This window comes from Ketobacter sp. GenoA1, assembly GCF_003671475.1.
GTDB lineage: Bacteria > Pseudomonadota > Gammaproteobacteria > Pseudomonadales > Ketobacteraceae > Ketobacter.
The window spans coordinates 324,145-339,643 of the sequence record NZ_RCHM01000020.1 but is presented as its reverse complement, the minus strand read 5'-3'; the positions used below and the strand labels follow the sequence as shown (position 1 = coordinate 339,643).

At 45.9% G+C, this 15,499-nt stretch carries 15 protein-coding genes; 2 read left to right on the top strand and 13 right to left on the bottom strand.

Translation table 11 applies throughout. The features are described from left to right. Positions 1–37 precede the first annotated feature (37 nt). The 3 genes from D9N13_RS07550 to D9N13_RS07540 form a co-directional block, all read right to left on the bottom strand. The gene (locus D9N13_RS07550) at positions 38–520 is read right to left on the bottom strand and encodes an AAA family ATPase (RefSeq protein WP_290587832.1); all 483 of its coding nucleotides are present in this window, start codon (positions 518–520) and stop codon (positions 38–40) included. A 96-nt stretch (positions 521–616) separates the two neighbouring features. Further along, positions 617–1,828, bottom strand: a complete 1,212-nt coding sequence (locus D9N13_RS07545) for a winged helix-turn-helix domain-containing protein (RefSeq protein ID WP_290587830.1) — start codon at positions 1,826–1,828, stop codon at positions 617–619. Continuing rightward, positions 1,825–2,763 (bottom strand): LysR family transcriptional regulator, encoded by a 939-nt coding sequence (locus D9N13_RS07540; protein ID WP_290587828.1) that lies wholly within the window; start codon positions 2,761–2,763, stop codon positions 1,825–1,827. Before D9N13_RS07540 ends, D9N13_RS07545 begins: the two co-directional genes overlap by 4 nt. A 99-nt stretch (positions 2,764–2,862) precedes the next feature. Here D9N13_RS07540 and D9N13_RS07535 point away from each other — a divergent pair, with 99 nt between their 5' ends. Both D9N13_RS07535 and D9N13_RS07530 read left to right on the top strand, forming a co-directional pair. Beyond that, entirely contained in the window at positions 2,863–3,594 is a 732-nt protein-coding gene (locus D9N13_RS07535) for an SDR family NAD(P)-dependent oxidoreductase (RefSeq protein WP_290587826.1), read from the top strand. A gap of 286 nt (positions 3,595–3,880) precedes the next feature. Next, positions 3,881–4,615, top strand: a complete 735-nt coding sequence (locus D9N13_RS07530; protein ID WP_290587824.1) for a YopT-type cysteine protease domain-containing protein — start codon at positions 3,881–3,883, stop codon at positions 4,613–4,615. A gap of 73 nt (positions 4,616–4,688) precedes the next feature. Here the strand turns inward: D9N13_RS07530 and D9N13_RS07525 are convergent, their stop codons facing one another. The 10 genes from D9N13_RS07525 to D9N13_RS07485 all read right to left on the bottom strand — a co-directional run bounded on the left by D9N13_RS07525 (position 4,689) and on the right by D9N13_RS07485 (position 15,440). After that, the gene (locus D9N13_RS07525; protein ID WP_290587822.1) at positions 4,689–5,777 is read right to left on the bottom strand and encodes a saccharopine dehydrogenase family protein; all 1,089 of its coding nucleotides are present in this window, start codon (positions 5,775–5,777) and stop codon (positions 4,689–4,691) included. Next, the gene (locus tag D9N13_RS07520; RefSeq protein ID WP_290587820.1) at positions 5,774–6,775 is read right to left on the bottom strand and encodes a DUF4166 domain-containing protein; all 1,002 of its coding nucleotides are present in this window, start codon (positions 6,773–6,775) and stop codon (positions 5,774–5,776) included. Before D9N13_RS07520 ends, D9N13_RS07525 begins: the two co-directional genes overlap by 4 nt. Continuing rightward, positions 6,772–7,239, bottom strand: coding sequence for a DUF2269 family protein (locus D9N13_RS07515; RefSeq protein ID WP_290587818.1), 468 nt, complete (start codon positions 7,237–7,239; stop codon positions 6,772–6,774). The genes D9N13_RS07520 and D9N13_RS07515 overlap by 4 nt, the downstream gene beginning before the upstream one ends. A gap of 109 nt (positions 7,240–7,348) precedes the next feature. Next, on the bottom strand, positions 7,349–8,239 hold the full coding sequence (locus D9N13_RS07510; protein ID WP_290587817.1) for a hypothetical protein: 891 nt from the start codon (positions 8,237–8,239) through the stop codon (positions 7,349–7,351). Continuing rightward, a complete protein-coding gene (locus D9N13_RS24235) occupies positions 8,230–8,898 on the bottom strand; it encodes a hypothetical protein (protein ID WP_317622474.1) in 669 nt (222 codons plus the stop codon). The genes D9N13_RS07510 and D9N13_RS24235 overlap by 10 nt, the downstream gene beginning before the upstream one ends. 250 nt (positions 8,899–9,148) lie before the next feature. Next, a complete protein-coding gene (locus D9N13_RS07505; RefSeq protein ID WP_290588154.1) occupies positions 9,149–11,149 on the bottom strand; it encodes a DUF3732 domain-containing protein in 2,001 nt (666 codons plus the stop codon). A 5-nt stretch (positions 11,150–11,154) separates the two neighbouring features. Continuing rightward, entirely contained in the window at positions 11,155–11,658 is a 504-nt protein-coding gene (locus tag D9N13_RS07500; RefSeq protein ID WP_290587815.1) for a three component ABC system middle component, read from the bottom strand. Positions 11,659–11,665: 7 nt separating this feature from the next. Next, positions 11,666–12,814 (bottom strand): ABC-three component system protein, encoded by a 1,149-nt coding sequence (locus D9N13_RS07495; protein WP_290587813.1) that lies wholly within the window; start codon positions 12,812–12,814, stop codon positions 11,666–11,668. A 132-nt stretch (positions 12,815–12,946) separates the two neighbouring features. Continuing rightward, a complete protein-coding gene (locus tag D9N13_RS07490) occupies positions 12,947–15,073 on the bottom strand; it encodes a caspase domain-containing protein (protein ID WP_290587811.1) in 2,127 nt (708 codons plus the stop codon). Beyond that, positions 15,066–15,440, bottom strand: coding sequence for a hypothetical protein (locus tag D9N13_RS07485; protein WP_290587809.1), 375 nt, complete (start codon positions 15,438–15,440; stop codon positions 15,066–15,068). Before D9N13_RS07485 ends, D9N13_RS07490 begins: the two co-directional genes overlap by 8 nt. Positions 15,441–15,499: the final 59 nt, after the last annotated feature.

Genomic DNA, 15,499 nt, shown 5'->3' with positions numbered 1-15,499 from the left:
GGGCCAGGTGCGGAAGTGATGTGTTACTAAGCGCACCTTATACATTTAGCTTCAAAGTCGTTAAGTTGAAACCCTCGTCAGCAGAAGGTTCAACAAAGTATTTGGTCACTTGAAAAAACATATTTTCGGTATCGGTAGCGGCACGTTCTGGTTGCTCATTGCGCCTTTTTTCTATTCGCGCTAAACAAACCTCGTCTGGAACTTCAAGGTAAACCAATTCGTGATCAGCACCAATTTCGGAAAATACACTTTTAAGCCATGCCCTCTGTGCGACGGTGTTCCCGGGAAAATCCATCACTACGTTTGAGCCCGATTTTAGTATACTTTGGGCAAGAGATTTGACTAACGGTTTGATCAGCGTTGAGTACTTCACGTAGTCATTTAAGCTGCGAATTTGATTGGGGTATAGAGATTCAAGCCATTCATCTTCCGAAAGCAGAACCGCGTTACGCTCCTTTGCCAGCTCTGTGGATTTAGTCGATTTTCCTGCACCCATTTTACCGCATAACATCATCAACATTTCATTCTCTCGCTACATTTCTATGGGATACAATGATCAAACTAAATGACATCATAAATCAATCAAATTAGTACGATTCCTAACTTAGTGTGCTGTTCATGCCAGTGGCTTTAACGCATGATGCAATTGCCGGGTTAGACTTTTGGGGTGGATCTTCGTTAACGACACAGAATCACATTCTTGAAACCGGCAAAATATTGTGACGGCATCTGCGAATGCCGCAATAACTGCAGACTCATCAAAATGGTGTGGCTCAAAATAGAGTGCTTTGATCTCCAGGTGCCTGGATTTTCGGTGTGCTTTACAATCCATCCGGCCCACAAACTGATCCTGATAAAGTAACGGTAAACTGAAGTAACCGTACTGACGTTTGGCGGCAGGTACATAACACTCGATCTGATAGTCAAATTCAAACAGCGTTTTAAGCCGTTCACGCTGAATCACGGCATTATCAAATGGTGAGAGAATCAAAAGGCGGTTATTCAGCCTGGGCAGGCGGCGCTCCAGGGCATCGGCTTCCATCAAGAACACATCACCACCAACCTGTATTTGCTCTAGCGTGCCTTGCGCCAACCTATCGTTTACCAGGGCTTTTACTGCCTTCCTGAGGCCGGAATTCCGGCGCTGGTAAGTCATCCCTTTCAGTGACGCAAAGCCATGACAACGTAACTGCTGATCTACAATATGCGCTGCAAACTCCTCCGTATCAGGCATTTTTGAATTGATATGGGAGGGCAACACTTTCTCGGTCAGATCATAGGTCTTTTGGAATCCTTCGCGGTTACTCACCATGAGATCCCCCTCCATATACAATTGCTCAAGGGCCTTTTTGGCGGGTTTTAAATCCCACCACCCTGAGTTCTTTGGCCTGTTGGTTTCTATGTCGCGGGATCGCAACGGGCCCTCGGAACGTATGCGAGCCAGCAGTTCCGCCATGAGTTTTCTATTGGGTGTTTTATACCAGTGGGTTTGGCCGCTTTTAATTGCATGTTTATACGGTAATGAGAAGCGAAAATCGGAGATAGGAATAAAAGCGGCAGCGTGAGTCCAATATTCGAAGATGTCACCGTTTACCAACATTTGATTGGTCATGGCGGGATTAAATTTGGGTACTCTGGAATGCAAAACATGGTGATGGGCGCGCTCTACAACCGATATGGTGTCGATTTGCACATAGCCCAAGTGGTTAATTGCTTTGCGTGCCCCTGCCAAACCCTGCCCAAAAGGTTGGCTTTGAAGTAAACCTTGTGCAGACAGGCAAAGGCGCCGCAAACGCGCCAGATCTTTTGAGTTGTTAACTTTGATCACTCAATGGGATACCTTTTGCTGGGTTGCCTGTCATCATATTTTTGCGCCAGTTTAGCCCTTATGAAATCAATGGTAACCCTCGTTTTGGTAGGAAGAAATGCCCGCTCCGGGTAAATCACCCAGATGCCGGAGTCAAAATCTTCCGCCGACACTTCATGTTCGGGAAACAAATTAATCAGCTTGCCGGAAGCGATATCATTATCCACCAACCAGTCCGCCAGCAGAGAAATACCTAATCCTTGTAGTGTGCAATCCCGGATTGCAAGCGCATTGGACAACGTAATCTGCCCGTAAACATCAATCACTTTGATTTTTTTTCGCCCACACTTAAAGCGCCATTTATCTTTATAATTGGGCAAATCGAATACGATAAGCTGGTGATCAGAAAGCTGTTCCGGTGAGCCGATCCTGCTGTTGTTTTTGATATAGTCAGGGGATGCGCAAACGCGATATTTGGTATCTTTTAAGCGGCTGCGAATGAATCGGTTATCAGAAACTTTATTTAAGCGAATGGCAAAGTCGAGCCGTTCATCAATAATATCCAGATTACGATCACTGAGATTCATATCAATTTCAAGATCAGGATATTGCTGCCGTAATTCAGGCAGCAATGGCACAATCCAGGTCTGGCCAAAAGCCACTGAGGTGGAAAACCGTATACGCCCTTTGATCTGCTGTTGGGCTGATCTGATCTCGTCTTCCGCACGCGCCAGCTCATCACAAATGGGAGCTACTCGTGCTAGATAGATCCTTCCTGCATCGGTTAGCGTAATGCTTCTTGTCGTTCTATGAAACAAGCGTGCATCAAGCTGAGTTTCCAGAGCTGCTATGGCGCGGGAAATTGAGGACGGATCTTGATTGCGCTTTTTTGCGGCATTAGCAAAAGAGCCGGCATGTACAACGTCGATAAAAATATGAAGAATCTCAGTATCCATTAATGCATTATATGCATTAATATGATGAGTTAGTATGACTTTATTGATCAGTATGCACTTTTTACCATGGAGGCCAAATAGAGAAGGTAAGGAGGCAGCATGAACAATATCTATCAATCGCAAGTGGTTTTTGTATCGGGGGCATCACGTGGCCTGGGCAAGCATCTGGCCACGCAACTACTGGAGCGCGGTGCCCATAAGATATATGCAACGGCCCGTGATCAGCATTCACTACGTGATTTGGTTGAAATCAGTGGCGGTAAAATAATCCCCCTGACTATGGAGCTATCCGATAGGCAATCCGTTGAAGCAGCGGTTTCAGCAGCACGGGATGCATCGATTATCATAAACAATGCCGGAATATTACACTTTGGTAATGTGCTGACTATGCCCATGGAGGAAATAAATCAGGATATGGAGGTGAATCATTTCGGCACGTTACGTGTAATACGCGAATTCTATCCACACCTGAAGCAACATAATGCAGCTCGGATTGTGAATATCCTTTCAATCGTATCTCTGGCAAGCAAGGCTGGTATTGGCGGTTACGCCACCTCCAAATCTGCTGCCTATTCGGCCACACAAGCAGTACGAGGTACCATGCTGAAAGAAAATATAAAAGTTCATGCTGCCTTTCCTGGAGGTATGGATACCGAAATGTTGGCCGCCGTTACAACAGAAGACAAAGATGATCCTAATATAATAGCCACTGAGATACTGGATCAGGTGGCGGATGATATTATGGATATTTTCCCAGGCCATGGAAAAGAAGTGGGTGAATTGTGGAAGAGCAACCCCAGGCAGTTACAATACCAGTTTACAGGTGCTTAGTTATAGGGAAGCCAACCGACAATGAAAAGCGCGCAAACCCGAAATTCCTTCAATTGAGTTAGAGTGCTTCGGGTTTGGGCGAGAAGCCGATACTGCAAAGCAGTCATCCGCTCCTGCCGCTCCAGGCCGCGTCAGTGCCCGCCTCATCATGAACAAAAACATTGCAGTACCGCATTTTGGTAATATTCACAAAATCTAACCCCCTTCCTGTGCAACTTTCCCCGCAAGTGCGCCGTATAACTGGTAACAAGACATCAATAACCATTTGCCAACAGGAAGAAAACGTATGTACGCACTTATCGACCATCTGTCAGAACAGTATCACGGCATCTGCACGTGGGATTTATCGCAAAGCCTTCCACCCGTACAGCGCATGGCGCGAATGGGTGGCGTGGATATGGGCCAAGGCATTTGTCTTGGGCTTGCATCCCACTGGATTCGCTACCACGCCTGGGACGATTCCCTCGTCAATCACCTGGGCGGAGTTGCCATCAACAACGGCCACTCTTTTATACCGCTGGACCTCAGGCTTCTGGCTCACATCAAGCAATGCCAATGGCAATGGCGAGGCAGGCTTGATGACGCATTGATCTGGCTGGGCAGCCCGGTCAATGACATTATCAAAGTGAGAACCTCACTCAATATCCCCGTGCGCATGAATATCGGACGTGGTGCCAACGCTTTTCAGCAAACCAGTCTGCCGGGCTCGCGCAACACCAATACGCGGGGGAGAGTGGTGAACTGGGCGGGCTTGAGCGACGACCTCGAAAAAGTGTCCGGTGCCTATGCCATGATCGTGCTGCATGGGGCTGGAGGTGGACACGCATTTGCCGCCTGGATTGGCGGGCGCGGAGAGGACGCCTGCTTTTTTGATCCGAACTTTGGTGAGTACTGGTTTGAGGATAAACAAAATTTCTTCCGATTCCTGCGTTTGTTTGCGCAGAATTTATATAACGCACGCATGGGAATGGATCGTTATGAGATTCAACCGCTGGCACGTCGGGTGCGACCAAACTGGTAGACGATTTCGTGTAAAACAAAGGCGGCGAAGGGTCTTATACCTTTCGCCGAAAGTGCTTATCAGCGTCTGATTTTTAGCTTTCTGTCCAGCTAATATCCATACCTACAAGAGCATCTAAATATTCTTGTTTACTGATCATTCCAACGCATGGTCTTGCACCCCTATCTTCTATTTCATCATTGACCAATTTCTTCGCCAATAAAATAGCGGGCATACAGGGTATAAATGGGCCGTCACCACTTCGGGCTGTTAATTCAAATCGTATAGTCTTATCCCCGCCATTTTTATCTTTTCCTGTTAAATCCATATGAAAAGCACTGTTCGCACTTCCAAACCAGTCGAAGAGAAACGATAGCTTGAGAAGAATTGGCGCTAAGGGTTCCAAACTTTTCACCAGGCCAATGCGAGTCAGCCATGAGAAGGCCCATAGGGTGACATGAATAAAAGGAAGCTCTAAGCCAGCGTAAAACCGTATGGTTTTAAGCTCAGGATACATCTTAGGAAACAGCTCCAAGTCCGGAACATTACAGTTTCCAAGCAACCTCCAACCCAACCCCTGATATTTCCGTGAGCGCAGCCCCTGCCAGCCATAAACATCTTTCTCTTTGCCATCAATGAGGGTTTTAAACGGCTTTCCGGTATAGCTCAGTATGGCTGCGGTGGTCGCAACACCACGAGTGGTCTTTTGCGCTGTCGTTATTCCGTAATCAAGTCTCTCTAGAGTCTTGAAACTATCCCTGTAGTGGTCAATCAACGCTGATGTGAGACAAGGCACAGAGCTGGCACCGCTCACGACAAGTGTATTAGCTTGCTTAGCCTTTAGATCAAGGCTGCCAATTCCAGAGACAAACTCTCGTCCATCTGCCAAATCAACATAATGAACATGGCAATTGATGCAGGCTTCCGCAACATCATAACCCTGTGATTGAAATGGCCCTGAAGTATGAATAACAATATCAGGCTTAATTTCTTGCAATCGCGCCTCGAAGTTATTGTGAATATCAATCCCGGCTGCTTTCGCATTGATTTCTTGAGCTAGAGCCTCGGCCTTATCCAAAGACCGCCCTGCAATAACAAGATCTATATTGCTGTGCTTTGCCAAGCTTCGAGAAATAAAACTGCCGAAATTACCATACCCACCAATGATAAGAACACGTTTCAATTTAGTACCTCAAAACGCCCTTTATAACCGTACACCTCGCCCCACCATGGATGGGTGATGCTAACTTCCATATCAAACGTGTTCTCATCTACTGGGTATTCCGCCGCGTTACCAGCCCCCATGATTATTGTTAACGGTAGCGGTATAAGATGACCAAAAAGCTGAAGAGCATAGCCTTTATGCGCCAGAACGACCTTTTCTCCATCCCATGAATACTTCATTCGCCATCCCAGGCCAAATTTCATGATTTCGATGAGCTCATTATCGTTAATCTGGACCATCCGCGAATGAAAAACATAGGGCTTACGTCCTAGGAATTTAAAGCTTCTGTTAAAATGAAACGCTTTGGAATTTAAGTCGCTCTCAAACCGTACAGTCACAGGGACATTTTTTTCATTGAATGTTGGGATTTGTCCCAGCAATCTCATCAAAGGAGAAAACCACAACAAGGGGGGCTTACAGAACACTTCTAATACACCTTCAACCGTGGTTACTTCGGCTGAATATGGATGGTTTGCGTAGTGCTTCTTCATGACTGGAGGCAAGTTATCCCAATCCTTGCCAAAAATGGATTTAAATGTCGGCTCTTTCTTTAGATTGAGGTTATCAATACGGCTGACGTTCCTTCGACGGAGTAGCCAATTGCGTGTTCCTCTCATCCAGGGATATATAAGCCGTGAAAGTGTATCTGACCAAAAGAGGCCTTTAGAGGCGAACATGAAGAGGCTATTGGCCTCGCCATACTTGGCCACAAACTTCAAAGCATCCTTTCCGTGATAAAACTGATCATCAGCGTAGATCACCATCCCTTCATCAAGATCATATCCCCGCTTATTGATCTCATCTATTAGTGGCTCATCTACGGCTTCCCTAGCATTGAGCAAAGATAGAGAGCCAAATTCCTGCTTTATGCGCAATGCTTCTGCGGCATGTGTGCAGATAGGACAATCTCCATCATACACAAACCACACTCCATCCTTTTCCTTTAAAGCGCTCATACGGGCTTTGCCACCATAAGATAAAATACAGCAACCAGGCTTAAAAATGCTGGCCATCCAAGAAAGAACCATATTTTGAAAAGCTTATTATATCTCTCTGGCAACTCAGAACCACTTTCAGAAGCCGCTATACACATATTTTTGAGCTGGATTTGTATCCAAACAACAGGCAGCCAACACAACCCAGCGCCGATATAGATGATGTAGGTTGCCACCAGCCAATAAGCCGTCCAATCGAACCCTGCCATATGAATGAGAGCTATGCCCGATATAGGTTGCACAACAACAGCTGGGAAAGTGAACAGATAATCTGCAAGAACTGTGTTCCTAGTGGCATATAGCTTTTCTTGGATATCATCCGTAAACCAAGAACGGAACATAAAGAATGCGATACCAATTCCCGTCCCGAACAATATGGTAGAGCTAATAATATGAAGTGTTTTTATTCCGGTATATAAATCCATGCATTCATCATCAACAATTAGCCTATATCGTCAAGGCTGGATTGGGGTTGAGGGCGGCCAGGAGCGGACATTAGGGATTCCGTCTGCAAAGGGCGAAAAGATGCCAGTTCTACATGTTTTGCTTAAACTCTCGCAGCCGTGAGCTTTTATTTGTCTCGCCTAATAGAGCTAATATCCATTCTTCAGCTTGTTCTAAGCCCGTGGCATCAATTACAAACTCCTGTCCCCGGGATGCGCTTTCCAAATAGCAAAAATTGCCCGCTAGCGACCAGCGATTCACATTTGGATTAAAGCTAAGCTTGGAGATACCATCTGAAGGGAAAAACCAATGTGGCAATTGCCAAGAGGTCTGCTTTGTTGAGCCAGGTTTAGTAAGTAGCAAGTCTTTTCGGATGTGAGGAAAAACACCAGCCCCATTTATTTTTGTCGATTGCCCTCTAATGCTGAGGACATTAGATGCAAGATAGAGAGTATTAGCCGAATCACTTTTATATGCGAAGTGAGGATGATAACGAGCCCATTTAAGACTGGATTCGCCCAAGTTGTCGACCTTCAATATTTCACCAATTTGTAACCAGCCCCAAATGACATGGCGAGGTGGTTCGTGATGTATAAATCTCCATCTATCATCCATAAATTCGACAGGACGAAATGATCCAAAGAAAAGAAATATATCGCCAGCAACGATGCACTGATTGTTTAAATGCCCCTGTGCACTCCCGGTTTGACCCAGTAGTGGTCGCCACCCTGGCTGCCTATTAAGTGCCTCTTTACGTAAGTCTGGGTCCAGATGGGCGCGGTGATGGGCCCGCTTGGGATCTCGTGTAAGCTGCGATACCAATTGACCGACATCAATATCATCGTAATGTATTTCACTATAGACGATAGGGGATGTTTTATCCGGTATAGGTAATGAGAAAAGTCGGCCATCTGGAAAAATCGGACTCGGACAACCACCAGCTGAAGAATCAAACCCTTTTCTGCTAAGAATTATACGCATCGCTTTGATCCGCACGTGGACTTATACTCAAAGTCCGATTCTGGCCAACTGGTGGGACTTCCATGCCGCCCAGGCTTATAGTGTTGTCTTATGAATTTGATGAAGCGCTCGGCTTGGTCGGGAGGCGACAGACGCCCGTGTGCAGACTGTCCCTTTGGCACGCAAGGCCGAAAATCTGTGGGAATTGCTAGTGCTCGGGAACCAAAGTAATAAAACTCATCTGCGATTAATGCGAATTGCCCCGAAATGTCACGTTTCAGGTCAAACTGGCTGGGCTCGTCTATGCCCCAGTGATTTGGATTTCTAATCTGCTCAAAATGAGTGTATTCACATGCTCCCTGTACTAAGGGCCTATAAATATTATCGCCCGCTTTTGAGACAGGCCCAGGCGCATTCATGTCAGGAATTTTATCCTTAAACAAAGAATCGAAAAAATAGTCTCGCATATGAATTTTGTCACCAATCTTCATTAAATAGATGAGACGCTCTTCGCCCACTTTGTCGTTTGTTAACGTCTTTGAGGTGAACCCTGCTATCCATTGGCCCTTTTTCTTACACTTTCTTATCATGGGCTTGCAGGTAACGAGTGTTAACGTTCTACCGAATGGATTAGGAGCAAAACCGGTGTCGTGAGTCATTTTATAGCAATAGAGCTGCATATAAATACCTTGATCACAATGCATATCTAGAAGACTGAACTGTGATAATTATGTTCTCAATAACCTAGTTAAGTGCAACGTAATGTAGCCTTCACTCGAATGTTATATCGAATTCTTTCTGGGTTATGTAATAGTAGATGGCAAAACTTTATTCTGCTTCCGGCCAGGAGCGGACATTAAAAAGCTCCAAACTTTATCGAAGCTTATATTTCTGTGTTCCGAAAGCGGATACCAAAATTTCTAAGCTCTCTTAGGCGCTCTCTAAATCAGTATACCATTCTGGCGGTATGAGCTTTTTCCCCTCGCGCCACTCATCAACTTCGTGAATATTTATGATGTCGCCATATATAGCCTTATCCGCATGATCAAGAACGATAAATTGCCAAGAAGAACCCGGTTTTGAATAAGACTCTGACAAAGTCTTAAATATTTTCTTTACAGCGTAAAAATCCTCATCCTTGTAGGATTTAAAGTCTTCCTCCTTTTCACTCCCCTCAACTAATGGAATTTTTGGGAAATAAACCTGACTTGGCTGATCGAAGATGACAAAACTGGGAACGCTAGAGCCGGGTAAGCTCGCAAAGAACTCCTGAAATGCACACATCGCTGCTATATGGAAAGAAACCCAGTTAGAAGCGCTGCCAACTTCAGCAAGGAAATGCCAATCTCCCTCATTACCCCGGACTTTGATAGTTAGTTCCTTGATGTCTATTTTTGGTCTCGACTGCCTGTATTTTTCTTCAACATCAAGGTGCTGAAGATAAGAAAGCATAAGCTCGTCAATTTTATCGGTCGCAGACGCTATCCTTCGTGATATAGCACCTTCATTCACCAGCGGTTTCAATTGATCATACTCCTGTTGAAGCAGCTGGATTTGGTTTTCAAGGTCACCCCCTTCAACAAGCTTTTCGAATCGTTCCAAAGAGGAACGGAAATGGCCAAGAAAGATATACATCTCTTTGTTTCTATAAAAACCGTTTCTGGCCTGTTCATCTTTCTGCACGATCCGATCATATCGCTCCTGGAGCGCACCCCTTTTCTCTATTACGTCTTCTAAGTCCTGCTTTAGCCTCAGCTCTTCTCTGTCAAAAGTGGTAGGAATGACCTGAAATTTACTCGCTTCATCCTCATACTCTTTAAGAACGGATGAAATCTTGTTGATTTCGCTAAGTGCGTTAGAATGGCTGGCCTCACCACATACAGGGCAACTTTCTGTATGCTCCGCTACGTCTGTCAGCCATTTAGAAAGGTGGAGGCGGTCGGCTTTCTTTCTAGCAACAGAGCCATAATCGGTAAAGCCGCTCTTAAGTCTTTTTACCTCTTCTAGGCGCTTTTTTATCCGTGCAATCTGGGAAGCTAGGTCATCGTCCTGTGCATCAAGCTTTATAAGCTCTTCATTTGACGCCTGAATCTGAGCTTCGCCAACTCGAGGTTTGTCTGGGCTTTTCTCAACCAGTTCCTTACCGACCTCTAGTAGCCTCGCAGGATCATCAGACTGAGAAAATTCAGCTTCGAGCAACCCATAATCAACCGCAGTCATGAGATGTCCAAATATGTTGGATTTCCACTCTTCCGAAATCGCACGCTCTTTTTCAAACTCTCGCCGCAATCTGTTTAGCTTACGCTCAAGTACCTGTAATCGCTGCCGGGCCTTCAAAACATCAACGTTCTCCGCACCAAGGATGAAAGGAAACCAGGTACGTAGTTTTTCGCGGTGCTCGTGAGCATGAGTTTTGTAAAATAAAATATTCTGGTTTGCGACAATATCCTGTGTCTGAAATACAAAGCCCATCAGATCTCGAATACTAAGGCGGGCTTTAAAGTTATTTTGTGATGCTTCGTCCGGGTCGAGACTAAAGTATGGAAGCAAGGCCATTTCATTCAATGAGTGCTTGACATCCTCAATCGAAGCATTCCTGTCTGCCAGCACGGGAGGAATCGTAACAGTCGTTCCTTTTTGGTAGTAAAACTCATCAGATGGATCGCTACCAGCCGGCACCTTCCTTGCAATGAGTATCTGATCCTGGTCGAGCTGGACCACGACGCCATACCAAGATGCGTAGTCTCTGATTGTATCAATAGGAATACTGCACGAACTTGAACCAAGGCAGTAATCAATGATTGGTATAATTGCAGACTTTCCGGTGCGTGACGCCCCGGTAATAACGTTGACCTTGTTAAGCTCGAACACTACTTCTCTGGGAGGAAAAGCTGAATCTTTCGGCCAGACAATCAATTTCCTTATCTTCATATTCACTATAAGACCACCTTTAATAACGTAGCAACCTGACTGACAGAGTGGGCTGAAAACCACTTACCTAACGTCTCAGCTTTGTTCCCTAAAGATTTAACACTTTGCTTTGGTGTCATACCCCGGCTCGGTTTTCCCGAAAGGATTTTAGGGTAAAGACAGGCATCCTCAGAATTGAGAAACAGCAAACCATGCTGAATCGCCAGGTCTATGGAACTTAAAGTGTAAGATCTCGTCTTGTTCACGCGATCCTGAATCGAAAGTAAAAGATCGATGTCCTTTTTATCAATAAAGCTCCGTGCGTAGGAAGCGAGGTCTTTCCTAATATTAGTGACAGGATCACTAAGACGCTTATTCGTTAATATTGCAGATGCAAGAAAATGCAATAATAGGATTGGTGGTCGACCTTCTGGATGATGATCTGTATATCCCCGTGTAAAACGCCAAAGCACATACGACCCAACAATCGGGGTATTCCATATTCTCACTTCTTCAGCTAGATTGCTCATATGTATCCTACTTGCCATCCTTCAGCAGATCTTTCCATGATTCATGCCACCCCAATAAATTTTCATTTGCCAGATTGTGGTAAGTTCCGCTAACAAAATGAGAAAGAACCGTCTGGCTTCCTATTGTTGCCCGCCTTTCCTTGCAATCGTAATACAGTAGCTGCCCACGTTCTTCCGGCTTTAGTGATTTTTCGGTAATGGAAATTCTCTTAAGAGTGCTGTTCCAATAGCTTTTAAGGCTTTCCTCGAACTCTATAGCGGATGCCTCGTCGATCAATTCGCTCTCTATCCATTTATCCGCATTAACCTTCCTACGAAGAAAATCGGATACCGCAGAAATTTGTTCACCATCTTCAATTTCGATTATCTGTAGTTGTTTTAAATATATTGGATATTCCTTGAACTGCTCTAACACATCCTCATGTTCGGCTGCGTATTCCTTAGTGAAATCAATTAATTCTCTAGTCCTTACTCTTTCGAACAGGACCAAAAATCTGCACTGATATTTCTCCCACGGTATGATTGCAAGTTCTCCGCAAGCGATCTTGGTCATCACAGAATTTGTTATCCAGCCTATTAGCTCATCATGGATATAATCGACATGATGAGAAGATATTAAAATCATGTCCGACAGAATCTGCTTTATCTCTTCACTACCTGTTTTGCTGCCGACAACAAACTCGAACGACTGAACTATGGATTTAAAAATGTCTTTAAAACCAAGAATGTGTGAAAGGTAAGAATGGATAGGGTGAGATTCATCCAGAGATGCGAATAGTCCCTCGACTTTCTCAACGCATGCATCTATCTCTTCAACACTTTGTGCTTCCGATAATGTATTGACTATCCCTTTGTTGCCCTTGTGATTAGAATATAAAATAAATTTTGCTTTCACTAAATCTAGCGAACCGTCGTTCAGGGCGTTAATCCAGTTATAGAATGTTTTCCAAAGGTCGGTCGATTTGTCCGTAACTGGATTGCTGTTAACAGATGACTTATCTTCTTCTTCAATGCTACCGCCATTGTTGAGCAGTACCGATACATCTCCGGTAACCTCAATGCTTACTGACGATCCACGGCCCGATTGCAGCAAGTGTACTAGTGCTCGCTGGAGCTGGAGCTGGTATCCTAGTAATTGTCCTGCTGCGGTAGGCATATGAAAACTCCTTCGATTCTTTTTATAAATTTGTCGGCATCGTAATTCTTATACTAGCGCCCCGAATACCTATGGAAGTATAACTAACGTCCGCTTTGGGTCGAAACCCGACCCACACCCCACCGACCACACTCACTCCACCAAAACATAACGCGCAAGCCCCTGCCTGCAGCGATAACCCAAATAGGTCATAAGTGTAATTGCAAATGGAAGGGTCAGATCAATACCTTTTGCTATCATGTCGCCCACAGTACCTGCGTAAATTATTGGTATAAGCAGGGTGGAAACAAATAGAGAAAGCAGTTTTATTCTGCTGTATTCAAAGTGAACACCCCACAAGAAGAACAGTATTAGCATCGAGTAGAAGGATGGAGTGCCGCACCCAAATAGTTTTTGCACTGTATCTATGCTGAATGATGTGTCTTCTGTTGAGTGAAACGCATTCAGCATCATCCAGGAAATCAATCCTGATACCAGGTAGTAGAGAAAACCACCATAAGCAATCATGAAAGCGCCAACACCGGGTGGGCCTGAGTCGCTTAGGATGGATGCCCGTACTTTCAGTGAATATAAGGCAACGATTCCTATGTACACCAGATCAGCCGCTGTCCAGTAGTAGATCGATATACCTTGGTTCCAATCGTTCACTTTGAGTAAAAAGATTTGTTCATTTGCCAATAGGTTTGCGATCAGGGCGATCATGGGGATGATAAAAAATGGTAATGCTTTGAATAGAGTCTTCTGTGGTGAAAGCAAATACATCAACATACAGAAGATGGGCAGTACCGATACGGCCCCCAGGTTAAAGTTCACGTGGATTGATTCAAACTGCGCCCCAAAATACGCGTTCAATAGGAAAATACACGATGCCAGCATTGCCACCCAGGGGGTGAGCATTTTCGAGGCAAGCGCCGGTAGCCAATCGGGGTTATCCCCGGTTTTTCCGGCCAGGTACAGTATCAGCATATTAGGCAGGTAATAATCCCAGCCCAAAGAAAACGGCCCAAATTGCAGCGAGGCAATGCCGATGGGGGCCAAAAGCAAGCCGATTTTGAACGCGTTTACGCCGTAACGCAGCCCCAACAGCAGCATCACTGGAAATGAAAACAGGCCTCCATGAAGCCATAGGTCTTCAGTGATGCTGAAGCTCAAAAGTGAAATTACAAGCAGAATCCAAACATTAATGGTTTCAGCCTTTGACAGTGTGCAGCGGCTGGGTTGTGTGGCGGGGGGATGAATGATTTCAGCAGGTTCCAGCTGTGCTTCATCCTGCTGCTTTTCAATAACGGGGGTCACCGGTTCTTCAGCAGGCTCCCGCAATTCCACCCAGGCAAACGAAAACTCCAGGGGGCTGATGCTGTCATTCAATAATTTATTCAGCAGGGTGTCTTTCGCCCTTTCCACAGGGCTGAGTTCATCACGCTCCCGCTCACAGATGGCCAGTGCCTCAATTAAGATGGCGGAGGTGATCCGCTCATCCTCTTTCAGCCGAAACAGCAATGTTTGCAGATTTCTGGCCCGTTCCTGGCGCGGCACACGCCCGCTTTTCGAGATCACGATGGTGCCCCGGCCATCCAGGCTCCAGCGGGTGGGTTCCTGATGGGAATCTTCCTTCACTTTGCGGTACAGGTAGTCGTACATTTCATCGATGGTGATCACGCCGTTGCCGTCGATGTCGGCTTCACCGCTCTGGATACCGCTCAGCAGGTGTTTGGTGAATACGCTGTAATCGTCTTCCTCTTTTTCCAGGGCGGTTTGGATGCCGGTGGAGGCGGTGATCAGGTAGATGCCGCTGCCTTCGCTGGCGGTACGCAGTTGATCTTCGATGCTGTCTTTGGCAATGGCACCACCGGCAGCGCCGCTGTAACAGCAGTCCAGCAGGAGTAAAACCCGGCGGCAGCGGCAGGCTTTCACCAGGCTGTTGACCTTGTTGATTTCCAGTGCGGTGGATTCCAGGGCATCGCTTACGGTATCCGAGGTGGCCAGGTACAGGTCACCCACGGTGCTGCGTTTGCCGTGGCCGGAGTAGTAGATTAGAAAGAAGTCGTCTTTGTCGGCTTGTCGTAATTCGGTGTGTATGGTTTTTAACGCAGCGGCTGAGTCGCAGTTTTCCAGCAGTTCAACGTTGCAGAACTCACCCCGGTCTTTGTCCACCAGCAGTTGTTTCAAACCGCGGGCATCCTGTACCGGGCAGCGCAGATTGGCAAGCTTTTCGTCTTCGTATTCGCCGACTCCGATGAGCACGGCCCTTCTAGCCATTGTTGTCTTTTTCCAAAAAGGTGGTGAGCTGGGCCAGCACAGCGTTGGTGGAGTCGCTGCTGAGGTTCGATGCGTTCAGTTTGAGTTTGCTGCCGTCTGCTTTTTCCAGCTCAAAATCCAGCGATGAGTTTTTGGATAAATAGACTTCGATGATTTTAAACAGAGCCACTGCGGCGCCGCTGGAGATAAACGTCAGGGCGATGGTGCCGATGGTCACGGGATCGCCTTTGGCACCCGCCTGGGTGCTCGGCTGGGGTAGCTCAGCCTGAATATCGGATTCTGTTTGCAGCGTGTGAATTAATTGAAGGCTTTCTTCATACAGCAATTCAGCACTCAGTTGGTCGCTTGCCAAAGTAAGTGTGATCATGGTCCCCAATGCCCCTGAATTAAACGTATAAATGCTGGGCTTAATATTCTGATTAAACT